Source organism: Flaviflagellibacter deserti (assembly GCF_042652085.1).
Taxonomy (GTDB): domain Bacteria; phylum Pseudomonadota; class Alphaproteobacteria; order Rhizobiales; family Methylopilaceae; genus Flaviflagellibacter; species Flaviflagellibacter deserti.
The window spans coordinates 178,629-200,761 of the sequence record NZ_JBHSJF010000005.1; the positions used below are offsets into that span (position 1 = coordinate 178,629).

At 64.6% G+C, this 22,133-nt stretch carries 20 protein-coding genes and 1 other RNA gene; 11 read left to right on the forward strand and 10 right to left on the reverse strand.

Going from position 1 to position 22,133, the window contains the following annotated elements; genetic code table 11:
• Window positions 1-60 precede the first annotated feature (60 nt).
• Window positions 61-1,251, forward strand: a complete 1,191-nt coding sequence (locus tag ACFPFW_RS05630; RefSeq protein WP_114956985.1) for a DNA recombination protein RmuC — start codon at window positions 61-63, stop codon at window positions 1,249-1,251.
• A gap of 2 nt (window positions 1,252-1,253) precedes the next feature.
• Here ACFPFW_RS05630 and ACFPFW_RS05635 read toward each other — a convergent pair whose 3' ends face one another.
• From ACFPFW_RS05635 to ffs, 7 genes are all read right to left on the reverse strand, one after another.
• Window positions 1,254-2,060, reverse strand: coding sequence for a DUF4261 domain-containing protein (locus ACFPFW_RS05635; RefSeq protein ID WP_114956986.1), 807 nt, complete (start codon window positions 2,058-2,060; stop codon window positions 1,254-1,256).
• Between the two features lie 74 nt (window positions 2,061-2,134).
• The gene (locus ACFPFW_RS05640; RefSeq protein WP_114956987.1) at window positions 2,135-3,820 is read right to left on the reverse strand and encodes an AmpG family muropeptide MFS transporter; all 1,686 of its coding nucleotides are present in this window, start codon (window positions 3,818-3,820) and stop codon (window positions 2,135-2,137) included.
• Between the two features lie 101 nt (window positions 3,821-3,921).
• Window positions 3,922-4,644: a DUF1236 domain-containing protein gene (locus ACFPFW_RS05645; RefSeq protein WP_162799667.1), complete on the reverse strand. Its 723-nt coding sequence runs from the start codon at window positions 4,642-4,644 to the stop codon at window positions 3,922-3,924.
• 120 nt (window positions 4,645-4,764) lie between these two features.
• Window positions 4,765-5,370, reverse strand: coding sequence for a recombination mediator RecR (gene recR, locus ACFPFW_RS05650; protein ID WP_114956989.1), 606 nt, complete (start codon window positions 5,368-5,370; stop codon window positions 4,765-4,767).
• A gap of 145 nt (window positions 5,371-5,515) precedes the next feature.
• Window positions 5,516-5,836 (reverse strand): YbaB/EbfC family nucleoid-associated protein, encoded by a 321-nt coding sequence (locus tag ACFPFW_RS05655; protein WP_114956990.1) that lies wholly within the window; start codon window positions 5,834-5,836, stop codon window positions 5,516-5,518.
• Window positions 5,837-5,839: 3 nt separating this feature from the next.
• Window positions 5,840-7,600 carry a DNA polymerase III subunit gamma/tau gene (locus ACFPFW_RS05660; RefSeq protein ID WP_114957078.1) on the reverse strand — a complete coding sequence of 587 codons (1,761 nt, stop codon included), beginning with the start codon at window positions 7,598-7,600 and terminating at the stop codon, window positions 5,840-5,842.
• A gap of 43 nt (window positions 7,601-7,643) precedes the next feature.
• Window positions 7,644-7,741: signal recognition particle sRNA small type (gene ffs / locus ACFPFW_RS05665), an RNA gene on the reverse strand.
• Between the two features lie 244 nt (window positions 7,742-7,985).
• Here ffs and ACFPFW_RS05670 point away from each other — a divergent pair.
• Together ACFPFW_RS05670 and ACFPFW_RS05675 are read left to right on the forward strand one after the other, a co-directional pair.
• Entirely contained in the window at window positions 7,986-8,348 is a 363-nt protein-coding gene (locus tag ACFPFW_RS05670; RefSeq protein WP_114956991.1) for an EF-hand domain-containing protein, read from the forward strand.
• A 69-nt stretch (window positions 8,349-8,417) separates the two neighbouring features.
• Window positions 8,418-8,834, forward strand: a complete 417-nt coding sequence (locus ACFPFW_RS05675; RefSeq protein ID WP_114956992.1) for an HIT domain-containing protein — start codon at window positions 8,418-8,420, stop codon at window positions 8,832-8,834.
• On the opposite strand, the gene ACFPFW_RS05680 is transcribed toward ACFPFW_RS05675, so the two are convergent.
• Window positions 8,812-9,726 carry a DMT family transporter gene (locus ACFPFW_RS05680; protein WP_114956993.1) on the reverse strand — a complete coding sequence of 305 codons (915 nt, stop codon included), beginning with the start codon at window positions 9,724-9,726 and terminating at the stop codon, window positions 8,812-8,814. The two genes, ACFPFW_RS05675 and ACFPFW_RS05680, sit on opposite strands and share 23 nt — an antisense overlap.
• Before the next feature lie 111 nt (window positions 9,727-9,837).
• On the opposite strand from ACFPFW_RS05680, the gene ACFPFW_RS05685 reads away from it, so the two are divergent.
• A complete protein-coding gene (locus tag ACFPFW_RS05685) occupies window positions 9,838-10,539 on the forward strand; it encodes an ArsR/SmtB family transcription factor (RefSeq protein ID WP_114956994.1) in 702 nt (233 codons plus the stop codon).
• A gap of 90 nt (window positions 10,540-10,629) precedes the next feature.
• On the opposite strand, the gene ACFPFW_RS05690 is transcribed toward ACFPFW_RS05685, so the two are convergent.
• Entirely contained in the window at window positions 10,630-11,496 is an 867-nt protein-coding gene (locus tag ACFPFW_RS05690) for a prephenate dehydratase (RefSeq protein ID WP_114956995.1), read from the reverse strand.
• A 14-nt stretch (window positions 11,497-11,510) separates the two neighbouring features.
• On the reverse strand, window positions 11,511-12,245 hold the full coding sequence (locus tag ACFPFW_RS05695) for a 3-deoxy-manno-octulosonate cytidylyltransferase (protein ID WP_114956996.1): 735 nt from the start codon (window positions 12,243-12,245) through the stop codon (window positions 11,511-11,513).
• 178 nt (window positions 12,246-12,423) lie between these two features.
• On the opposite strand from ACFPFW_RS05695, the gene ACFPFW_RS05700 reads away from it, so the two are divergent.
• The 7 genes from ACFPFW_RS05700 to ACFPFW_RS05730 all read left to right on the forward strand — a co-directional run bounded on the left by ACFPFW_RS05700 (window position 12,424) and on the right by ACFPFW_RS05730 (window position 22,117).
• Complete coding sequence (locus ACFPFW_RS05700; RefSeq protein WP_114956997.1) at window positions 12,424-13,074, forward strand: c-type cytochrome; 651 nt, start codon at window positions 12,424-12,426, stop codon at window positions 13,072-13,074.
• A 297-nt stretch (window positions 13,075-13,371) separates the two neighbouring features.
• The gene (locus tag ACFPFW_RS05705) at window positions 13,372-15,237 is read left to right on the forward strand and encodes an extracellular solute-binding protein (RefSeq protein ID WP_114957079.1); all 1,866 of its coding nucleotides are present in this window, start codon (window positions 13,372-13,374) and stop codon (window positions 15,235-15,237) included.
• On the forward strand, window positions 15,234-17,111 hold the full coding sequence (locus tag ACFPFW_RS05710) for an extracellular solute-binding protein (protein ID WP_114956998.1): 1,878 nt from the start codon (window positions 15,234-15,236) through the stop codon (window positions 17,109-17,111). The genes ACFPFW_RS05705 and ACFPFW_RS05710 overlap by 4 nt, the downstream gene beginning before the upstream one ends.
• A gap of 17 nt (window positions 17,112-17,128) precedes the next feature.
• Window positions 17,129-18,265: a microcin C ABC transporter permease YejB gene (locus tag ACFPFW_RS05715; protein ID WP_114956999.1), complete on the forward strand. Its 1,137-nt coding sequence runs from the start codon at window positions 17,129-17,131 to the stop codon at window positions 18,263-18,265.
• Window positions 18,265-19,485, forward strand: a complete 1,221-nt coding sequence (locus ACFPFW_RS05720) for an ABC transporter permease (protein ID WP_114957000.1) — start codon at window positions 18,265-18,267, stop codon at window positions 19,483-19,485. Before ACFPFW_RS05715 ends, ACFPFW_RS05720 begins: the two co-directional genes overlap by 1 nt.
• Window positions 19,485-20,489 (forward strand): cation diffusion facilitator family transporter, encoded by a 1,005-nt coding sequence (locus ACFPFW_RS05725; protein ID WP_114957001.1) that lies wholly within the window; start codon window positions 19,485-19,487, stop codon window positions 20,487-20,489. Before ACFPFW_RS05720 ends, ACFPFW_RS05725 begins: the two co-directional genes overlap by 1 nt.
• On the forward strand, window positions 20,486-22,117 hold the full coding sequence (locus ACFPFW_RS05730; protein WP_114957002.1) for an ABC transporter ATP-binding protein: 1,632 nt from the start codon (window positions 20,486-20,488) through the stop codon (window positions 22,115-22,117). Before ACFPFW_RS05725 ends, ACFPFW_RS05730 begins: the two co-directional genes overlap by 4 nt.
• The last annotated feature ends 16 nt before the right edge of the window (window positions 22,118-22,133 follow it).

Consider the following 22,133-nt stretch of genomic DNA (forward strand, 5'->3'; position numbering starts at 1 on the left):
CCCGCGCGTCAACGCGTTCGCATTCTGTTCACGGCCACCGAATCGAGATATTCAGAGGCAATGGACAATGTTCTCTTCGAGATCGGCCAGTTTCCGGTGACGGTCGGCATGCTGGCGCTTGCCGGCTTCGCCCTGCTCGTCGCGCTGCTGGCTGGCCTGCTGGTGTCGATGGCCCGGCAGAATCGCGAGAGAAGCCTCGAAGCGCAGGCACAGTTCGAACGCCACCAGCGCACCGAGGAGCAGGTCAACGCGCTGATGCGCGCCCAGATGGAAGTCTTCGGCCGGCTTCAAGGCGTCGGTGAAGTCCTGTCCAGCAAGCAGTCCGAACTCGCAAAGGCCGTCTCCGAACGGCTCGACGCCGTCAGTCAGCGGGTCGGCGAGAACCTGACGACCGGCGCCGCCGCGACCAACGAGCAGTTGAAGGCACTCGAAGCCCGCCTCGCCGTCATTGACGCCGCCCAGCAGAACATCGGTTCGCTGTCCGAGCAGGTCACCGGCCTGAAAGCCATCCTCGCCAACAAGCCGGCGCGTGGCGCTTTCGGTCAAGGCCAGATGGAAGCGATCGTGAAGGATGCGCTCCCATCCTCCGGCTATTCATTCCAGCACACGCTCTCGACCCGCGTTCGTCCCGACTGCGTCATCCATCTGCCCGGCGACGCGATGCCTCTCGTCGTCGACGCGAAATTCCCGCTGGAGGCGTTCGAGGAGCTTCGCCGCGCCGACAGTCCGGAGGCGGAACAACGGGCCGCTACGCGTCTGCGACAGGACATGATCACCCACGTCCAGGACGTGCGGAAATATCTGATCCCGATGGAAACGCAGGAGGTTGCTCTCCTCTTCGTGCCGTCTGAAGCTCTCTATGCCGAGCTTCACGAGCGGTTCGAGGATATCATCCACCGCGCCCACAAGGCCCGCGTCCTGATCGTCTCGCCGTCCCTGCTGATGCTGGCGATCCAGGTGGTGCAGAGCCTGATGCGCGATGCCGCCATGCGAGAGAAGGCGCACCTGATCCAGAAGGAGGTCGGCCTCCTCCTAGAAGACGTCCGCCGCCTCGCCGAGCGCACCGGCAAGCTCAAGGCACATATCGGCCAGACGGCGAAAGACCTCGACGACATCGAGACCTCGACAAGGAAGATCGAGGGTCGCAGCGTGCGCATCGACCAGATGGACTTCGACGGCCCGACGAGCCCGGAAGCACGTCAGGGCTCGCTGCTGCCGAACCCGATCATTCGTGGCGAGGCAGCGGAGTAGTTTCAGTTCGGGATTTCGCTCGGGTCTGGCACTTCGACCGTGAAGCTCAAAGCCGGCTCCCCGGACAGGCCGGGCGAAAGATGTTTCACCCGTATTCTCTCTGTTTCGGAGATGCCGAAGGTTTCGCCGTCCTTCAGGATCGGCCCTCGCTTGATCAGATAGCTGCTCGCATCAGAAACGCGCCACGCGATGAGCTCGAGTGAATATTTGTTCGATGCGAACTCTATCTCGCGACCGACAAAAGGCTTGAGACCTCGCGTTATCACCATAGGCTTCGTCTTGCCGAGCTCGTCTTCCAGCATCAGAGGATTTCTCGATACCCAGAGGTGCACCGGCGGTTCACCATTCCTGGCGAAATCCACCGCACTGGTTCGCAAGTCAGCAGGATCGACGACTAGTTCGCTATCAGCAAAGATCGCGGCGCTGACGGGAAGATTTGATGCTAATGCGCCGGCGACCAGAGTGACCGCGGTCGCGCCCTTCAGCGCCGCCTTGTAGCCGCGCGGCGCCTTAACCAAGCCAATCGTGACATGTCCATCCTGATGCTGCAGCGCACTGCGTCCCTCCGACCAGCTTTCAATCGATCTCAGCGCATGTTCAGTGATGGTCGATGGGAGAGCTTTCGGTGAGTATCCGACCAGCACCCGCGCGCCGGCGACCTCATAGACGACACTTCCCTTCTCTCCCTCACCAACCTCCTGGATAGCGGCGAGACCGCCGGGATAGGTCGTTTCGAAAGCGGTAATCGTTTCCGGTCCAGACAGCGAGACCGCAGCTGAAAGCGCCAAAAAGACAATGAGATTGCTCATCTCCACCCCCTCTGAAGAACAAAGCGGGTTGAGCTAAGCATGCAGTGCAACTGAAAGAAAGAGATTTGTTCCCTTTATGTTCCACGCCGCCGAACGACGGCGAAAGTCAGCACGATCGCAGCCACGCCGATCAGCGCGGAGTACAGGAAGAAGGTTACATAGCCCGCGCCCAATGACGCCGGTGAGACGCCCGTCGCCGCGCCGCTTACGAATGACTCCGGCGTCAGCCCGACGAACATGCCTTTCAGCCCGGCCGCCGCCCCGCCCTCCTCAGCCGAGCGCGCGGCGCTTTCGATGATGCGCCCGGACTGCGAGGCGATCAGCTTTCCAGGTAGCGCGTAGAGCGAGGAGAACAGCGCGTATTGCGTCGCGGTGAAGCCGCCGGAGGTCAGGCTCGACATATAGGCGATCAGGCATGTGCCGGCATAGCCGCTGGCCAGATTGTCGATGCCGATCGCGATGTAGAGCGCGGGCATCGAATGGCCGGCGGTCGCCAGATAGATGAAGACGAGATTGCTGAGCGAACCCGCGAAGGCGCCGATCAGCAGCGAGCGCATCAGGCCGAGCTTCACGATCGAATAGCCGCCGACGAACACGCCGAGCATCGACGCAACCACGCCGAACACCTTCCGCACCTCGGCGATCTCGGTCTTGGTGAAACCGAGGTCGAGATAGAACGGGTTCATGATGTTCAGGACGAAGTCCGACACCCGGTAGAGGCAGATCAGCGCCAGGATCAGGCCAGCAGTGCCGGCGTAGCGGCGGAAGAAGTCGGCGAGCGGTGCGCCAAAGCTTGCACCAAGATAGGCACCCGGACGGGTCGGACGGCCGGGCATTGGCCAGCACGCGGCGGCGATAATGGCCAATCCGGCGACGACCGCGCCGATCTGCAGGAAGACGCTGGCCGGCGATCCCTTCCAGAGCGGCGCGAGACCGAAGACGTCGCCGGAGCCTAGCGGCGTCGCGACCAGCGAAAGCGGCGCCGGATCGCCGCTCAGGCCCGCGCCCGCGATCAAGGCACCGAGCACGAAGATGACGCCGCGAATGATCCACTCCACCACATCCGCGAGCGGGCGCCGCTCGACGCCTTCGGCATGGACCGCGCGCACCTTGTGGCTCTGTTCGCGCGGCGCGAAAAGCACCGCCAGCACGCCGATCCCCATCAGGCAGGCCATGATGGCGTAGGAGAAATTCCAGCTATAGGCCTGCGCCAGGACAAGCGGCACGGCGCCCGCGACGATCATCGCGACGCGGTAGCCCCATTGATAGGCCGCCGCCATGATGCCTTGCTGGCTATTGTCGGCAACCTCGATACGCCAGGCATCGATGACGATGTCCTGCGTCGCGCCCGAGAAGCCGACGAACACCGCGAAGGCGGCGACGAGGCCTAGATTGTCCGACGGGTCGCGGCCCGAGATCAGCCACAGGCCGATGATCACCGCGATCTGCGCGACCAGCATCCAGGACCGGCGATGCCCAAGCCATGCGGTCAGACCGGGCACTTGCGTCCGGTCGACGAGCGGCGCCCAGAGGAATTTTGCCGAATAGGCTAGTGTGGCGAGGCTGAAGAAGCCGATCACGGCGAGCGAGACGCCGTCGTCGCGCAGCCAGGCCGACAAGGTGTCGAAGATCAAGAGGTTCGGCAGACCGGCGGAGAAGCCGAGACCGAGCATGACGAGCACGCGGCGCTGGAAGAAATCGGCGATGCCGCCCTTCGCCGGCGCATCCGCCTCGATGGCGTCAACGGTCTGCTCGGTCATCCATGGTCCCCGATCCGGCGTCACCTTGGCCCGGACGGCCGTTGCGTCGCAAACGAAAAGGGCGGCCCGAAGGCCGCCCTGTCCGCAAGGTCCGAGCGCCCTCAGACCGCGATAATTGTGACGATCGCGTAGCTCGACGGATCGATGATGACGATCCGGCCGTCTGCCAGCACGATGTAGCTGTAGCCCTGATACTGCGGGACGACTTCCACGATCGTGGGCGGAAGTGGCATCACGTGGACGTGCCGCGGTACCGCGGCACCGACCGAGACGTTGAAGTCGACGTTCACCTTCTGGACGTTGGTCGTCGAGATCTTCTGGCGAATGGTCGTCTTCTGCTCGGTTGTGATCTCCTTGGACGCGGCAGCGCGGCCGCTCTCCATGCCGCCCTGCTTCGAGCCTTCGGCGCTGGACTTATTGGCATCGGCCTTGCCTTCGGCGCTGGACTTGTTGGTGTCGGTCTTGCCTTCGGCCGCCGACTTGCCCGCACCGGACTTCATTTCACCCTGGCCTTGAGCGTTTTTCTGGGTCGGTTCGGTGGCGGCCCGGTTGCCGCCGCCCGTCTCGGACGGGGTGCCCGCCGCGCTGGAGGCGTCGTTGCGGGGCATCGGGTTCTGGGCGCTCGCGCCGCCAGAGGCGTCAGCGCCTCCCTTCATGCCCGCTCCGCCGGCCGCACCGCCTGCCGCGCCCGCGCCGCCGGAAGCAGCCGGAGGAGGAACAGAAGCACCGCCGGCCGCGCCACCCGCATCTGTCTGGGCCGAGGCGGCCGAAATGCCGATCAGGAGGGCTGCCGCGGCCGCCGTATTGAGAAGAATGGTTTTCATTTCGAAGTCTCCCTGTGTCCCCAGCGCCCCGCTGCGAACGGCCGTCGAGGCTTCACAAGACGGTCCGTGGCGAGAACGTGTGACCGGGGCCCGCGTTCCACATTGACGTTCAGGAGAAGGTCAGAAGGGAGTGCGCTGCCGGATGGCGGCCGAAAGCGTCCCTTCGTCAAGGTAATCCAGTTCGCCGCCCACAGGCACGCCATGGGCGAGGCGAGTCACCTTGACTCCTGCCGAGGCAAGGACGTCGGTAACGTAGTGCGCCGTGGTTTGCCCATCCACCGTAGCATTGAGGGCCAATATGACCTCGTGCACCGCTGGGTTGGATGCACGTTCCACGAGGCCTTCGAGATTAAGGTCTTCTGGTCCGCGCCCATCCAATGGCGACAAAGTCCCGCCCAATACATGGTAGCGAGCGTTCACCGCCCCTGCCCGCTCCAGCGCCCAGAGATCGGCGACATCCTCAACGACGACGAGAAGCGACGCGTCTCGCGTCTGGTCGCTGCAGATCGTGCAGGGATCGGAGGTATCGACATTGCCGCAGGTCGAGCAGATGCGGACGCTCTCGTTCGCCTTGGCGAACGCATCGGCGAGCGGCCCCAGCAGGGCGTCCTTCTTGCGGATGAGATGCAAGGCTGCGCGGCGCGCCGAGCGGGGCCCGAGCCCCGGCAGACGCGCCAGAAGTTGGATCAGGCGCTCGATCTCGGGACCGGCAACGGCGCGGGGCATGACTAATCCTTGCCCTCACCCTGAGCCGGGCACGCAGTGCCCGTGTCCACGGATCGCGGCAAGCTCGGAGCATGCGACCATCCTTCGACATGGGCTGCTGTGCAGCCCGGCTCAGGATGAGGCCGTGGGGAACCCGAAAGCAGCATCAGAACGGCAGCTTCATTCCCGGAGGAAGCGGAAGCCCGGCCGTCGCCTCGGCCATCTTCTCCTGCGCGATCGCCTCGGCCTTGCGCCTGGCTTCGGCATGCGCGGCGACGATGAGATCCTGGACGATTTCCTTGTCTTCGGGCTTCAGCACGTCCAGGTCGATCTCGACATGCTTCAGTTCGCCCTTGGCGCTCATCTCGACCTTGACGACACCGCCTCCGGCTGAGCCTTCGACGACAATCTGTTCAAGCTCAGCCTGCATGCCGGCCATCTTGGCCTGCATTTCCTGAGCCTTCTTCATGATCCCCATGAGATCCATGGATTACTCCTCGTCTGTGTCGGGCTCGTCAGGCACCGCTTCGAGCGATTCCTCGGCCGGCTGGGCGGTGGTGCGCACCGCGATGATTTCCGCGCCCGGGAAGCGCTCGAGCAGTGCCCGGACTTCGGGATTGGCGGCGACGCCGCGCATCTTTTGTTCGCGCTCTTCGTCGGCGATCTCGCGGAGCGTGGGGCCGCCCGCTTCCGAGGAGATCGCGACGATCCAGCGGCGGCCGGTCCAGTCGGACAGCTTGCGCTGGATTTCCGAGGCTAGCGTCTGCGGCGCTCCCGGGCTGGGTCGGAATTCCAGGCGTCCGTCCTCGAACAGCACCGGGCGGACATCGCGTTCGATCGCGGTCTTAAGGGATATATCGCGCTTTTCGGCGGCGAGTGCGACGGCGTCATTCAGCGTTTCGAGACGCCGGAGCGGGACGGTCTCCAGTGAAGCGCGCGGGGCGGAAGACGGCACCGGATCGGCGGTTCGCGAGGCAATGGCGAAAGCCGCCGAACCCTGCGACGACAGCGCGCCCGACGGCGGCGAGGATTGCATGTTGCCCGCCGGAGTCTGGCGCGGCGACTGATCCTTCAGCGCGCGCAACGCCTCGTCCGGCGTCGGCAGGTCGGCGGCATAGGCGAGACGCACGAGGACCATATCGGCGGCCTGGGCCGGCTTCGGAGCGGCCTGCACCTCGGAGATGCCCTTCGACAGGATCTGCCAGGCCCGCGACAGCACCTTGTGCGACAGCTGGTCGGCGAAGGACTTGCCGCGCTGGCGTTCCACCTCGGTCGCGGACGGGTCTTCCAAAGCAGCCGGGGTCAGCTTGATCCGGGTGACGTAGTGGACGAATTCGGCGAGGTCGGCGAGCACGACCGCCGCGTCCGAACCGCCGTCATAGAGTTCGCGGAAGACGGCGAGCGAGCCCGCCGCATCGCCCTTCATCACAACCTCGAACAGATCGACCACCCGGCCGCGGTCGGACAGGCCGAGCATCTGGCGAACCGCCTCCGCCTCGACCGCGCCGCCACCGTGGGCGATGGCCTGATCGAGGATCGACAGCGCATCACGAACCGAGCCCTCTGCGGCGCGCGCCACAAGAGCGAGCGCCTCGTCGTCGGCGTTCAGGCCCTCCTTGCCTATGATGTTGCGGAGGTGACCCGTCAGCACCGACGCGTCGACGCGTCGGAGGTTGAAGCGCTGGCAGCGCGACAGGACCGTGACCGGAACCTTGCGGATTTCGGTCGTCGCGAAGACGAATTTCACATGAGGAGGTGGCTCCTCCAAAGTCTTCAGGAAGGCGTTGAACGCCTTGTCCGAGAGCATGTGGACTTCGTCGATGATGTAGACCTTGTAGCGCGCCGAGGCGGGCGAATAGCGGACACCGTCGAGGATTTCGCGGACATCGTCGATGCCGGTGCGCGAGGCCGCGTCCATCTCCAGCACGTCGACATGGCGCGATTCCATAATCGCCTGGCAATGGACACCGATCTCGTCGAGATCGACCGTCGGTCCTCCGGTGCCGTCCTGCCGCTCGTAGTTGAGGCCGCGGGCGAGGATTCGTGCGGTCGTCGTCTTCCCGACGCCACGGACGCCCGTAAGCATCCACGCCTGCGCCACCCGCCCCGTCGTGAACGAATTCGTCAGGGTGCGGACCATCGCCTCCTGACCGATCAGATCGGCGAAGTTCCAGGGCCGGTATTTCCGCGCGAGAACGCGGTAGGCACCACCCGTGGGTTCCCCCGCAGGGCGGATGTCGAGTTCTTCCATCGCGATGATATGGCAGGGTGAAAGGCGCGGACGCAAGTGCGCGAGTAGGAGGTTGGACGACGACCCGAGACGGGCTCGTTAGGGCTGCTTCCTTCCGGACCTGACCCGGTTGGCGAGTGGCTCGTCCACCGCCAACCTCCCACGCTGTATATCGAGGTTTGGCGGCGAGGATGCAAGTCTGCCTTCGGCGGAAGAGAAGCCGGAGCTTGCTATTCAGCACTACTGAATCGGAGAGCACAATTTGGGCGCAATTTCGCCGGAACCTCTTCGCCGATCGTGGACTTGGCCGGCGTTGCGCCGGCGAACTGGCGAACGAGCCTCCGGGCCTTCCCAACTCAGGCACGACGCCAGCGCATCAACGGCCTCCAGGACCAGGGAGGATCCAATGAACTTCGGTGCATTGCCGCGCGCGGCCATCGCTATTCTGATCGCCGCCGGGATGACAGCCGGCGCCGTCGCTCAACCCGCTGATGAAGAAGAGGACTCATACGAGACGAGAGACTCCAGAATGATGGACAGAATGGGCGACGGCCCGATGATGGGCATGCACGGTAAGATGCACGGTCATACCGGGCCGCACCGTCGCATGATGATGAAGATCATGTTCACCATCGCTGACACCAATGGCGACGGCGCGCTCTCCTTCGACGAGGTCTCGGCCATTCACAAGCGGGTTTTCGATGGCGCCGATTCAAACAAGGACGGCAGGCTGACGCGTGAGGAGATCAGGGTGTTCGTTCGGGATTAGCATCCCGCACGGCACGGCGTCGCACCGATTTCATGCGCGCGGGTTCGCATCTTCCGCGTAAATGGGCGCATGATCACGTCCGATTTCGTGCTCGATTCGCGTCTTGCCGCCGACGCCCGTCCGGTCGGAGACCTGCCGCTCTGCCGGGTGCTGCTGATGAACGACGCGCGCTTTCCCTGGCTCGTTCTCGTCCCGCGGCGGACTGATGCCGTCGAGATCATCGATCTCTCGTCGGAGGAACAGGCGCGGCTGATCGGCGAAATCGCACAGGTATCGCGGGCGCTGCGCGCCGTCGCTCCGTGCGACAAGCTCAATGTCGGCGCGCTCGGCAATATCGTGAAGCAGCTTCACGTCCACATCGTCTCGCGCGTCGAGGGCGATCCGGCCTGGCCGGGCCCGGTCTGGGGCTCCGGCGCCGCCAGGCCCTATGACGAGAACTGGCGGAACGGCCTGATCGGCGCGATCAGGACGGAGCTTGGACTGTAGCGACGCGCTTCCTGCCCGGCACCGTCATCGCGATCACGCCCGCGACCACGCAGACGAGGCCGATCCAGGCCGTCGAGGTCGGCACCTCACCGAGGAAGACCACGCCGATGGCGACGCCGATCGGCACGCGGATATAGGCCTGCGCCGTCGCGCCGACCGAGCCGAGCGTGTGGACAAGGCGGAAATAGATCGTGAAGGCGATCGCGGTCGAGAACACCGCCAGCGCGACGAGCGCCATCAGCGAATCCATCGACGGCGACAGCGTCCACGGCCGATCCACGATCAGGCTCGCCGGAATCAGCAGCACCGCGCCGCAGATCAGCGACCCCGCCGCCGGCATCATCGGATCGAGCCCCTTGAACCCCTTCCCGAAGATCGCCGCTCCCGCATAGCTGATCGTTGCGACCACGACCGCGAGCTGAGCCAGCAATTCATCGCCGATGCCCTCGAACGCCTCGAAGCCGATGATCAGGCAGATGCCGACCATGCCGGCGACGACACCGAACAATTTCCGGCTCGTCACCGGTTCGTGGCGGACGATCAGGGCCGTCAGCAGGAAGGTGAAGATCGGAGTCGAGGAATTCAGGATCGCGGCCAGCCCCGCGTCCACGGTCTGCTCCGCCCAGGCGATCAGGGTGAACGGGATGACACTGTTCAGAACTGCCTGGAACAGGAAGCGCATCCAGGTCTCGCGATCCCCTGGCAGTTTCAGCCCGCGCCAGCGGATGACCGCATAAAGCAGCCCACCCGCGATCAAGGTCCGGCCCGCGATCAGCGTCACCGGCGGGATGGTCTCGACGCCGATCTTGATGAAAGTATACGAGGCACCCCAGAGCGTCGCGAGGGCGATCAGCAGGACGAGATCTGTCTTGAGCGTGGTCGGCTGGGTCATGATGCGCACTCGCTGTAGCCGGAATGACTGCCAGCTTGTAGCCCCGCACTAGCCCGGGATGTTTCGGCCGCGGCCGAAGTGTTCCCGCCGAAAAGCGGCTATCCTCGACTCATGACCGCTTCCGCCAACACCATCGCCGAAGTCGCCTCGCTGATCGGCGATCCGGCCCGCGCCAACATTCTCTCCGCGCTCATGGGCGGGAAGGCGCTGACGGCGGGCGAACTCGCCTGGAATGCGGGCGTCAGCGCCCAGACGACGAGCGGGCATCTCGCCAAGCTCAGCGAGGCAGGTCTTCTGGCCGTGGAGAAGCAGGGTCGCCACCGCTATTACCGCCTTGCCTCTTCGGAAATCGCGCAGGTGATGGAAGCGCTGATGAACGTCGCCGCGACGGGACCGAAACGCCACCGCCCCACCGGCCCGAAGGACGAGGCGATGAGGCTGGCCCGCACCTGCTACGACCATATGGCCGGCCGCCTCGGCATCGCGATCGCGGACGCACTCTGCGCGCACGGACGGCTGATCCTGTCCGACGGATCGGGGGCGGTCACCGAGGAAGGCCAGAAGTTCTTCTGCGAATTCGGCGTGGACCTCAAAACCGGCGGAAAGCGCGCGCTCTGCCGAACCTGTCTCGACTGGAGCGAACGCCGCCCGCATCTGGCCGGACGGCTGGGCGCGGCTTTGTTCACGCGCTCGCTCGATCTGGGATGGGTCGCGCGCATTCCGGACAGCCGGTCGCTGAGGATCACGCCACCGGGACGGCTGGGCTTCGCGAAGACATTTGGGCTGCCGTCGGACTGGCTCGAACCGGTCTAGGCGTCGTCCTCCGGCTCGACCGGAGGACCCATATGGAGGCGGTGGAATGGATCCTCCGGTCAAGCCGGAGGATGACGCCTCGAGGACCCATCATCCCCGCTTCTTCCGCTCCGCGAAGCGGAACGGATGCGCCGGATAGACGCCGAGTATCTTCACCTCGGCCGAGAAGAAGGCCAGTTCCTCCAGCGCGAGCCTGACATTGGCGTCGTCCGGATGCCCTTCGACATCGGCGTAGAACTGGGTCGCGACGAACTCGCCTTCGAGCTGGTAGCTCTCGAGCTTCGTCATGTTCACCGAATTGGTCGCGAAGCCGCCCATCGCCTTATAGAGCGCGGCCGGGACGTTCCTCACCTTGAACACGAAGGTCGTCACGCACGGGCCGTTGCCGGCCGGAGCCCAGTCCGGCTCGCGCGACAGGATGATGAAGCGCGTCGTGTTGTGGTCGGCATCGGCGATGTTCGCCGCGATGATGTCGAGGCCGTAGATCTCGGCCGCGAGCGTCGAGGCGATGGCGGCCTTGGTCGGGTCGTTCGCCTCGGCGATGCGGCGCGCCGCGCCGGCCGTGTCGGCGGCGATGTGCGGGATGAGGCCGAGCCGCTTCAGCGATTCCCGGCACTGGCCGAGCGCCATCGGATGGCTGTAGGCGACCTTCACCGTTTCCAAAGTCGCGCCCTTCACGGCCATCAGCTGATGCTGCAGCGGCAGGAAGAACTCGCCGATGATGTTGAGCCCGGAGGTCGGCATCAGATGATGGATGTCGGCGACACGACCCGCGATCGTGTTCTCGATCGGGATCATCGCCAGTTCGGCCGAACCGTCGACCACCGCAACGAACGCGTCCTCGAAGCTCGGCTTGTCGACAGCTTCCCAATCCGGAAACACCTCGGCGCAGGCGATGTGAGAGTTCGCGCCGGGCTCGCCCTGATAGACGATCTTCTTGTTGGACTGCGGGGACACTTCGGAACTCCGGACTATTTCTGTCGCGCGGCGAGGATTTCGCGGGCGCGTTCGAGATCGTGAGGGGTATCGACGCCCAGCGGCACGTCGTCAACGATTGCCGCGTCGATCCGCATGCCGGCCTCCAGCGCGCGGAGCTGTTCGAGCCGCTCGCGGCGCTCCAGTGAAGATGGCGGCAGCTTGACGAAACGGGCGAGCGCCGCGAGGCGCCAGACATAGAGCCCGATATGGTGGATCAGCTCGCCCTCGCCCCAGGGCGCGGTCGTACGGGTGAAATAGAGCGCCCGGCGATAGCGCCCCTCTCCCGAGCCGACGAGCTTGACGACATTCTCGTCTGTCTTCTCGTGGTCGCGGGTGATGACGGCGCCGAGCGTGCCGAGATCGACGTCCGGATCATCCAGCAGGGCGACGGCGGCGCGGATGATCAGGGGATCCACGGTCGGCAGGTCCCCCTGCAGATTGACGATGCGGTCGTAATTCCCCTCCGGGTCGATGCGCTGAAGCGCCTCGAATATCCGGTCCGATCCGGAGGGATGGTCGGCGCGCGTCATCTCGGCGCGACCGCCGGCCTTCTCGACCGCGTGGGCGATATCGGCCGAATCGGTCGCCACGATCACCGGCCCGACCTCGGCCTCCGTCGCGCGCCGCCAGACCTGAACGATCATCGGCTCGCCGCAGATATCGGCCAGTGGCTTGCCGGGCAGGCGGGTGGAAGCCATCCGGGCTGGGATAAGAACAAGAGAAGACATGGAAAAACTCTAGAAACCGCGCTAACCGCCTCCATTCGGCGGCAAAAAGTAGCAGCGCACCCGCTCTATACGAGTTGTCATCTTTACACGAAAGCGATTAGGTTCCGCCCGCTTCGTGGACCGGCTTTTCGGCCCGCTTTTGCACCTTAGTTTTCACACCCCGCCTCCGGAGAACGGGATGGATTCCTTCGAGGTCAACAAGATGCTCGGCGCCGTGCTGGGCACTCTTACCTTCGTCGTCGGCCTGTCGATCGCCTCCGAGATCCTGTTTGAGCAGCACGCTCCGGAAAAGCTGGGTTATGACCTTCCGGCTCCGGTCGAGAACGCGGGCGCGCCAGCCGCCGCGGCTCCGGCCGTTGAGCCGATCGCCGTCCGTCTCGCCAAGGCCGATCCGGCCAAGGGTGAAGCGGCGGTCAAGCAGTGCCAGTCCTGCCATTCGTTCGAGAAGGGCGGCCCGAACAAGGTCGGCCCGAACCTTTACGGCGTCGTCGGCAACCACCACGGCCACCTCGACGGCTTCAACTACTCGGCTGGCATGAAGGCCAAGAGCGGAGAGCAGTGGTCGTTCGAAGCGATGGACCACTTCCTCGAAAACCCGAAGGCCGCCGTTCCGGGCACCGCGATGTCGTTCGCCGGCATCAAGCGTCCCGACCAGCGCGCCGACGTGATCGCCTATCTGAACAAGAACTCGGACAGCCCGCTGCCGCTCCCGGCTCCGGACGCCGCCCCGGCTCCGGCCGAAGGCGCCGCTCCCGCCGCGGGCGCTCCCGCTCCGGATGCGGGCCAAGGCGCCGCACCGGCCCCGGCCGCGCCCGCCGCTCCGCACTGATCCGGATCGTCGTCTGAGAGTGTAAGAGGTGGTGCCGGCTGTATCGCCGTCGCCCTATGCGCTCACGGTCTGGGCGACTATTTCGAAGTGCATCCTCGGGTGAGCGCACCGCCGACTAGTCGGCTGGCCCATCGCTGCTCGGCACCACCGGTCCATTAACCCCTCAAGATCGAGCGGGTTCCAGCCTTGCGCGCATTCCGCGTAACGGCACGGGTGGCAGATCACCGGCTTTGCGACATAATCTTGCCTGAGGCTACGCTCACGCCAATCCGATCAGGGAGATGCCGCGTTTTGACGATCGTTCAGCGCCTTGCCGTTCTGTGCCTTGCCTTTTCGCTCGGCGGCACCGCCGTAGAGGCCCAGACCGAACCGCCGCCGCCCGCCGGCGAATGGAAGCACGCTCTGTCGCTGTTCGGCTCGGTCAAATATCCGGCCGACTTCAAGCATTTCGATTATGTGAACCCGAACGCCCCCAAGGGCGGTCTCGTCCGGCTGTCCGCGCCGGGCGGCTATGACAGCTTCAACATCGCGATTCCGCGCGGCGTCGTCGCGGCGGGGCTGACACAGATCTACGAGACCCTGATGGTCGAGTCCCAGGACGAGGTCTCGACCGAATACGGCCTCCTCGCCGAGGCGGTGAAATATACCGCCGACTATTCCTCCGTCACCTATCGCCTGCGCCCCCAGGCGCGCTGGCAGGACGGCAAGCCGCTGACCGTCGAGGACGTCGTCTGGTCGTTCGACGTGCTGAAGAACAATTCGCCGTTCTACGCGCAGTACTATCGCAACGTGTCCAAGGTCGAGACCTCCGGCAACGAGGTGACCTTCACCTTCACCGAGAAGGGCAATCGCGAGCTGCCGCAGATCATCGGCCAGCTCATCGTCATGCCGAAACACTGGTGGACGGGCACGGGACCGGACCGCAAGCCGCGCGACATCCTGCAGACCACGCTTGAGCCGCCGCTCGGCTCGGGGCCGTATCGCATCAAGCCCGGCTTCCAGGCCGGCCGGACCATCTCCTACGAGCGCGTGCCCGACTATTGGGGCAAGGACCTGCCGGTGATGGCAGGCACAAACAACTTCGACGAGATCCGCTACGACTATTATCGTGACAGCGATGTCGCGCTCGAAGCCTTCAAGGCCGGCCAGTACGATTTCCGCGTCGAGAGCACCGCGAAGAACTGGGCGACCGCCTACGACTTCCCTGCCCGCCAGCAGGGCAAGGTCGTGCTCGACACCTATCCGATCCGCAATATGGGCCTGATGCAGGGCTTCGTGTTCAACACCCGGCGCGAGAAGTTCCAGGACCCAAGGCTCCGGCGCGCCTTCGACCTCGTGATGAACTTCGAGGACATGAACAAGACCCTGTTCTTCAACCAATACAAGCGCATCACGAGCTATTTCCAGAACACCGAACTTGCATCGAGCGGCCTGCCGCAGGGCAAGGAACTGGAAATCCTTAACACCGTAAAGGATCAGGTTCCGCCGGAGGTCTTCACCACCGCCTATTTCCATCCCTCGAACGCCGACACCAATGCGCAGCGCGAGAATCTGCGCGAGGCGGTCAGGCTGATGGGCGAAGCTGGCTGGACCGTCAAAAACACCGGCGGCAAGCGGGTCATGACCAATGCCAAGGGAGAGCCGCTGACGGTCGAGGTTCTAATCGACCAGCCGATCTTCGAGCGCGTCGTTCTGTTCTACAAACAGGCGCTCGACCGGCTCGGCATCGACGTCGCTGTCCGCACCGTCGACGACGCTCAGTATGAGAACCGCGTTAACGCCTTCGACTTCGACATGATCATCGCCAGCTGGGGCGAGTCGCTGTCGCCCGGCAACGAGCAGAGGGAGTTCTGGGGCTCCGCCGCCGCCGACCGCGAGGGCTCGCGGAACTATGCCGGCATCAAGAACCCGGCGGTCGACGAACTCATCGAGCGGCTGATCTACTCGACCGACCGCGACGATCTCGTCGCCGCGACCAGGGCGCTCGACCGCGTCCTCCTCTGGAACAATTACGTCGTGCCGAACTGGACGCTCGACAAAACGCGCTACGCCTACTGGAACCGCTTCTCGCACCCGGAAAAGCTGCCGCAATACGGCCTCGGCTTCCCGGATGTCTGGTGGTACGACGAGGCCAAGGCCGCCTCGGTGGGACGCGCGCAGTGACGGGCGGGCCCGACCGCCGCACCGTCCTCAAGCTCAGCGGTGCGGCCGCTGCCACCACCCTCGCCGGCCTTCCCTTTCGGGCATTCGCGCAGGTGCCCCTCGGCGAGGACCGGCACGGCCTCTCCGCTTTCGGTGACCTGAAATACCCGGCGGACTTCAAGCACTTCGACTATGTTAGGCCGGACGCGCCGAAAGGCGGCAAGATCTCCTACTCGCCGGGCCAATGGGCGTTCAATCAGAACCCCAACACGTTCAACTCGCTCAACACCCTGATCCTGAAAGGCGACGCTGCCGTCCGACTGGAGATCATCTTCGCGAGCCTGATGACCCGGGCGCTCGACGAGCCCGATGCGCTGTATGGCTTCGCCGCTCAGTCGGTGAGGATCGAAAATGACGGCAAGCTCTATCGCTACAAGCTCCGTCCCGAGGCGAAATTCCATGACGGCTCCCCGCTGACCGCGGAAGACGTCGCCTTCTCGATCGCAACGCTCAAGAAGGATGGCCATCCACTCATCTCGCAACAGATGCTGGAGGTCGAGAGCGCGGAAGCCATTTCTCCGCAGGAAGTCACGATCCGCTTCAGCGGCCGCCAGGCGCGCGACATTCCATTGATGGTCGCCGGTCTGCCGATCCTGTCCAAGGCCTATTATTCGAAACAGCCCTTCACCGAGAGTACGATGGAGCCGCCGTTGGGCTGCGGCCCCTACAAAGTCGGCAATCTCGCCGCCGGCCGCTTCATCGAATACGAGAAGGTCAAGGACTGGTGGGGCGACAGTCTCCCGGTTTTCGCCGGCCAGAACAATTTCGACGTCATCCGCATCGAGATGTTCCGCGACCGCCAGGTTTCGCTCGAGGGCTTCAAAGGCGGCGCCTACTGGTTCCGCGAGGAGTTCACCTCCCGCTTCTGGGCGAACAGCTACGATTTTCCGGCGATCAAGGACGGCCGGGTGATCCGTTTCGAACTCCGCGACGAACGTCCGTCCGGCGCACAGGGCTGGTGGATCAATACGAGGCGGGACAAGCTGTCCGATCCGCGCGTCCGCGAAGCGCTCATCTGCGCCTTCGACTTCGAATGGACCAACGCGAACCTGATGTTCGGCTCCTATATCCGGACATCCTCGGTGTTCGAGAATTCGCCGTTGAAGGCTGAAGGCCCGCCCTCGGCCGCCGAACTCTCGCTGCTGGAACCGTTTCGCGGCAAGGTGCCGGACGAGGTGTTCGGCCAGCCATTCGTTCCGCCGACGTCCGACGGGTCCGGGCAGGACCGCAAGCTTCTGCGCCGCGCGACTGAACTGCTTCGCTCGGCAGGCTGGACGATCCAGGACGGCGCTCTCCGCAACGCCAAGGGCGATCGGTACATACTCGAAATCCTCGACGACGACCCGATATTCGAGGCGCATGTCCTCGCCTACATCAAGAACCTCAAGCTTCTTGGCATCGATGCGAGCTTCCGCGTCGTCGACCCGGCACAATTCCAGAGTCGGCAACGGAGCTTCGATTTCGACATGATGCCGCGCCGCTGGGCGCTCTCGTCGACACCGGGAGACGATCTCAGGCTGTTCTTCGGCTCCTCGACCGCAAAGGTCGAAGGGTCCAACAACCTGCCCGGCGTCTCCGATCCCGCGATCGATGCGATGATCGACCACGCGGTGGCAGCCAGGACACGTGACGAGCTGACCCTCGCCTGCAAGGCGCTCGACCGTCTTGTGCGCGCCGGCCGCTATTGGGTGCCGCACTGGCACAAGCCGACCTATTGGCTTGCCACATGGGACGTCTTCGGCCGTCCTGACGACGGGCCGCGCTACGGCCTTCCCTTCGACACCGCCTGGTGGTTCGATACCGAGAAAGCCGCCCGCATCGGCATTAGAGCTTGAGCGGGCGTTAGAGGATCATGTCGGCCTATATCGCCCGCCGCCTGCTGCTGATGATCCCGACCTTGATCGGGATCATGCTGATTTCGTTCGTCATCGTGCAATTCGCGCCGGGCGGCCCGGTTGAGCGCGTGCTGGCGCAGCTCCAGGGATCGGACAATTCGGCGACCTCCCGTTTCTCGGGCTCCGCCGGAGGCGACCTCGGCGTCGGTGCGCAACCCGGAGCCGCCGGGCTCAGTTCCGATCCGATCAGCTCGAAATATCGCGGCGCTCAGGGCCTCGACCCCGAGTTTGTGAAGAGTCTCGAAAAGCAGTTCGGCTTCGACAAGCCCGCCCCGGAGCGCTTCCTCCTGATGATGTGGAATTATCTCCGCTTCGATTTCGGCGAGAGCTATTTCCGCGATGTCTCGGTGGTGAGCCTGATCATCGAGAAGATGCCCGTCTCGATCTCGCTTGGGCTCTGGATGACGCTCATCAGCTACGGCATCTCGATCCCGCTCGGCATTTCCAAGGCGGTGCGCGACGGCTCCCGCTTCGATGTCTGGACCTCCGGTGTCATCGTCGTCGGCTATGCCATTCCGGGCTTCCTGTTCGCGATCCTGCTGATCGTCCTGTTCGCCGGCGGCTCGTTCTTCTCGGTGTTCCCGCTGCGCGGCCTGTGGTCCGACGAATATAGCCGGATGACCTTGCTCGAATGGCTTCTCAGCCCGCGCGCCATGCTCGACTACGCATGGCACATGGCGCTGCCGCTCGCCGCCATGACTATCGGCGCCTTCGCCACGACGACGCTGCTGACCAAAAACTCGTTCCTAGACGAGATCCGCAAGCAATACGTCCAGACCGCGCGGATGAAGGGCCTCACCGAGAATCAGGTCCTTTATCGCCACGTCTTCCGCAACGCGATGCTGATCCTGATCGCGGGCTTCCCCGGCACCTTCATCGGCGCCTTCTTCACCGGCTCGCTTTTGATCGAGACCATCTTCTCGCTCGACGGCATCGGCCTGCTCGGCTTCGAGAGCGTGGTGAACCGTGACTATCCGGTGGTCTTCGCCACCGCCTACATCTTCGGCCTGATGGGCCTCCTTGTCGGGCTGATCTCCGACCTGACCTACACCTGGATCGATCCGCGCATCGATTTCGAAAGCCGGGAGGTCTGATGGCCGCGCCCGTCCGCCCCTCGATCCCCGAAAAGCCGGAAACGGTGCCGACGCCGGCCGGAACGCCAATCGCGCCGCCGCCGTCGACCGGGGAGACCGCGCCATCGACCCGACCGATCAGGCGCGGCTTCTTCCTCCGCTCACCACTCAACCAGCGCCGCTGGCGGAACTTCCGCGCCAACGGCCGGGGCTACTGGTCACTTCAGATCTTCGTCGCGTTGTTCGTGTTGTCGCTGTTCGCCGAGTTCATCGCCAACGACAAGCCGTTCCTCGTCTCCTATGACGGCGGCTATTACGTGCCGGTGCTGAAATCCTATCCGGAGACGGCCTTCGGCGGCGATTTCGAGACCGAGGCCGACTACCGCGACCCGTTCCTGCAGAACCTGATCGCGGACAAGGGCGGCTACATGGTCTGGCCGCTCATCCGCTATTCCTACGACACGATCAATCTCAACCTGCCGGTCCCCGCCCCCGCTCCGCCGACCTGGATGCTGACACCGGACCAGTGCGAGAAGGCGGGCAAGGGTCGCGACTGCGCGGGGATAGAAACCAACTGGCTCGGCACCGACGACCAGGGGCGCGATGTCGTCGCCCGCCTGATCTACGGCTTCCGCCTCTCCGTCCTGTTCGGCCTCGTCCTCACCATCCTGTCCTCGCTGATCGGCGTCGCCGCCGGTGCAGTTCAGGGCTATTTCGGCGGCTGGACCGACCTCATCTTTCAGCGCTTCATCGAGATATGGACCTCGATCCCGACGCTCTACCTGCTGATCATCCTGGCGGCCGTCATCACGCCGAGTTTCTGGGTGCTGCTCGGCATCCTCCTGCTCTTCTCCTGGGTCTCGCTCGTCGGCGTCGTCCGCGCCGAATTCCTGCGCGCCCGCAACTTCGAATATGTCCGCGCCGCCCGCGCGCTCGGCGTCTCGAACTGGACGATCATGCGTCGGCACCTCCTGCCGAACGCAACGGTGGCGACGCTGACCTTCATGCCCTTCGTGCTGAACGGCTCGATCACCACCCTCACCTCGCTCGACTTCCTCGGCTTCGGCCTGCCGCCCGGCTCGCCCTCGCTCGGCGAACTCCTCGCCCAGGGCAAGGCGAACCTGCAGGCGCCCTGGCTCGGCATCACCGGCTTCATGTCGATCGCGGTGACCCTGTCGCTCCTCGTCTTCGCGGGCGAGGCGGTGCGCGACGCTTTCGATCCAAGAAAGACATTCTCGTAATGGCGCACGACCACCACGATCATTCGCATGGCGCCAGCGAAACCCGTCTCGGGATCGCGACCCTCCTGACCGGCGGTTTCATGATCGCTGAGTTCGCCGGCGGCTATATTTCAGGCTCGCTCGCGCTGTTGGCCGATGCCGGCCATATGGGCATCGACTTCGCCTCTCTGGCTCTGGCCTTCGTCGCCATGCGCATCGCCCGCCGTCCGGCGAATTCGACCTGGACCTACGGCTATGACCGGTTCCAGATCCTCGTCGCCTTCGCCAATGGCGTGATCCTGTTCTTCGTCGCGGGCTGGATCATCTGGGAAGCAGGCTGGCGCCTGATGGAGCCAGAAACAGTCGCCGGCCCGCTGATGCTGCTGGTCGCGACCGGCGGCCTCGCCGTCAATATCATCGCCTTCTTCGTCCTGCACGGCGCCGACAAGGAAAGCGTGAACATCCGCGGCGCGCTGCTTCACATCCTGGGCGACCTTCTCGGCTCGGTCGGCGCCATCGCGGCGGCCTTGATCATCATCTACACCGGCTGGACGCCGATCGACCCGATCCTCTCCGTCTTCGTCTCCGTCATCATCCTCGGCGGGGCATGGCGGCTCGTCCGCGACTCCGGGCGCGTTCTTCTCGAAGCCGCACCGGCCGACATGGATTCCTCGGCCATCGCCCCCGCCGTGAGGGCCGGCGTCGCGATCGTCGAGGATGTTCATCACGTCCATGTCTGGTCGATCACCGAAAAGATGCAGGCGGTCACGCTGCATGCCTGCGTTCCCGAAGGGACCGACGCGCCGCCCGTCATCCGACAAATCAAGGCCGTCCTCGTCGAGAAATTCGGCATCGGCCACGCGACCGTCGAGATCGAATACGGCCAGTGCTCAGACCACGCCAAGGATTGCGGGCACGACCACGATCACGCGCATGATCATGATCATGACCACGCCGGCCACGCGCACGATCACGGGCATTCGCATGGCCACGCCCGCAGCCATGCCAGGGTACAGCCCGCATGAAGGCCGACGCCGAACCGCTTCTGTCGGTCCGCGATCTCTCCGTCGCCTTCGTGCAGGACGGCAGGGAGACGCTCGCGGTCGATAAAGTCTCGTTCGACATCAAGAAGGGCGAGACGCTCGCCCTCGTCGGCGAGAGCGGTTCCGGCAAGTCGGTGACCGCGCTCTCGGTGGTGAAGCTCCTGCCCTATCCGGCCGCCAGCCATCCCTCCGGCCAGATCCTGTTTCGCGGCCAGAACCTCCTGGACCTCGACGAACGCGATCTCAGGAAGGTACGCGGCGCCGACATCTCGATGGTCTTCCAGGAGCCGATGACCTCTCTCAACCCGCTGCACACGATCGAGCAGCAGGTCGGCGAAATCCTCGACGTCCATCGCGGCTGGTCGAAGACGAAGATCCGCGCCCGCGTCCTCGAACTCCTCAATCAGGTCGGCATTCCGAAGCCGGAGGAACGGCTCGATGCCTATCCGCACCAACTCTCCGGTGGGCAGCGCCAGCGCGTGATGATCGCCATGGCGCTCGCCAACGAGCCGGACCTCCTGATCGCCGACGAGCCGACCACCGCGCTCGACGTCACCGTGCAGGCGCAGATCCTCGCTCTGCTCAAGAAGCTGCAGGACGAGCTAGGAATGGCCCTCCTCTTCATCACACACGATCTCGGCATCGTCCGGAAGCTGGCCGACCGCGTCTGCGTCATGACCAGGGGCAAGATCGTCGAGAGCGGGCCGGTCGCGCGCGTCTTCTCCGACCCGGCTCACGCCTATACGAAGCACCTTCTCGCCGCCGAGCCGAGGGGCAATCCGCCGCCCGCCGATCCGTCGAAGCCGGTCGTCCTCTCGGCGGAGGACATCAAGGTCTGGTTTCCGATCAAGCGCGGCTTTTTCCGCTCGACGGTCGGCCACATCAAGGCGGTCGACGGTGTCGACATCTCGGTTCGAGCCGGCGAGACGCTGGGCGTGGTCGGCGAGAGCGGTTCCGGCAAGACCACGCTCGGCCTCGCGATCCTCCGTCTCATCCGCTCCGAAGGCCCGATCGTCTATCTCGGCAAGAACATCGATGGCGCCACCGCCAAAGAGATGCGGCCGCTCCGCAAGGAGATGCAGGTCGTCTTCCAGGACCCCTACGGCTCGCTGTCGCCCCGCATGTCGGTGGCGCAGATCGTCGAGGAAGGTCTGCTTGTTCAAGGCAAGCTCAAATCCGCCGACGAACGCCGCGCCGTGGTCGCGCAGGCATTGGACGAGGTAGGCATCGATCCGGCGGCGATGGACCGCTATCCGCACGAATTCTCCGGCGGCCAGCGCCAGCGCATTGCGATCGCCCGCGCGATGGCGTTGCAGCCGAAATTCGTCGTCCTCGACGAACCGACCTCCGCGCTCGACATGTCTGTCCAGGCGCAGATCGTCGACCTGCTCCGCGATCTCCAGGCGAAGCACGGCCTCGCCTATCTCTTCATCTCGCACGATCTGAAGGTCGTCCGGGCGCTCGCGAGCGAGATGATCGTCATGAAGGATGGCCGCGTCGTCGAACGCGGACCGGCCAGACAGATCTTCGAGGCGCCGGAGACTACCTACACCAAGGCGCTGATCGCCGCCGCCCTCAATCTCGACGTCACGGGCTCTGCCCGACAATAATCCCGAGCATGGTCAG

Bases quoted from the DNA above. Each gene is read 5' to 3' on its own strand.
- ACFPFW_RS05630 (WP_114956985.1), top strand. From the start codon at position 61: ATGGACAATGTTCTCTTCGAGATCGGCCAGTTTCCGGTGACGGTCGGC.
- ACFPFW_RS05635 (WP_114956986.1), bottom strand. From the start codon at position 2,060: ATGAGCAATCTCATTGTCTTTTTGGCGCTTTCAGCTGCGGTCTCGCTG.
- ACFPFW_RS05640 (WP_114956987.1), bottom strand. From the start codon at position 3,820: ATGACCGAGCAGACCGTTGACGCCATCGAGGCGGATGCGCCGGCGAAG.
- ACFPFW_RS05645 (WP_162799667.1), bottom strand. From the start codon at position 4,644: ATGAAAACCATTCTTCTCAATACGGCGGCCGCGGCAGCCCTCCTGATC.
- recR (WP_114956989.1), bottom strand. From the start codon at position 5,370: ATGCCCCGCGCCGTTGCCGGTCCCGAGATCGAGCGCCTGATCCAACTT.
- ACFPFW_RS05655 (WP_114956990.1), bottom strand. From the start codon at position 5,836: ATGGATCTCATGGGGATCATGAAGAAGGCTCAGGAAATGCAGGCCAAG.
- ACFPFW_RS05660 (WP_114957078.1), bottom strand. From the start codon at position 7,600: ATGGAAGAACTCGACATCCGCCCTGCGGGGGAACCCACGGGTGGTGCC.
- ACFPFW_RS05670 (WP_114956991.1), top strand. From the start codon at position 7,986: ATGAACTTCGGTGCATTGCCGCGCGCGGCCATCGCTATTCTGATCGCC.
- ACFPFW_RS05675 (WP_114956992.1), top strand. From the start codon at position 8,418: ATGATCACGTCCGATTTCGTGCTCGATTCGCGTCTTGCCGCCGACGCC.
- ACFPFW_RS05680 (WP_114956993.1), bottom strand. From the start codon at position 9,726: ATGACCCAGCCGACCACGCTCAAGACAGATCTCGTCCTGCTGATCGCC.
- ACFPFW_RS05685 (WP_114956994.1), top strand. From the start codon at position 9,838: ATGACCGCTTCCGCCAACACCATCGCCGAAGTCGCCTCGCTGATCGGC.
- ACFPFW_RS05695 (WP_114956996.1), bottom strand. From the start codon at position 12,245: ATGTCTTCTCTTGTTCTTATCCCAGCCCGGATGGCTTCCACCCGCCTG.
- ACFPFW_RS05700 (WP_114956997.1), top strand. From the start codon at position 12,424: ATGGATTCCTTCGAGGTCAACAAGATGCTCGGCGCCGTGCTGGGCACT.
- ACFPFW_RS05715 (WP_114956999.1), top strand. From the start codon at position 17,129: ATGTCGGCCTATATCGCCCGCCGCCTGCTGCTGATGATCCCGACCTTG.
- ACFPFW_RS05720 (WP_114957000.1), top strand. From the start codon at position 18,265: ATGGCCGCGCCCGTCCGCCCCTCGATCCCCGAAAAGCCGGAAACGGTG.
- ACFPFW_RS05725 (WP_114957001.1), top strand. From the start codon at position 19,485: ATGGCGCACGACCACCACGATCATTCGCATGGCGCCAGCGAAACCCGT.
- ACFPFW_RS05730 (WP_114957002.1), top strand. From the start codon at position 20,486: ATGAAGGCCGACGCCGAACCGCTTCTGTCGGTCCGCGATCTCTCCGTC.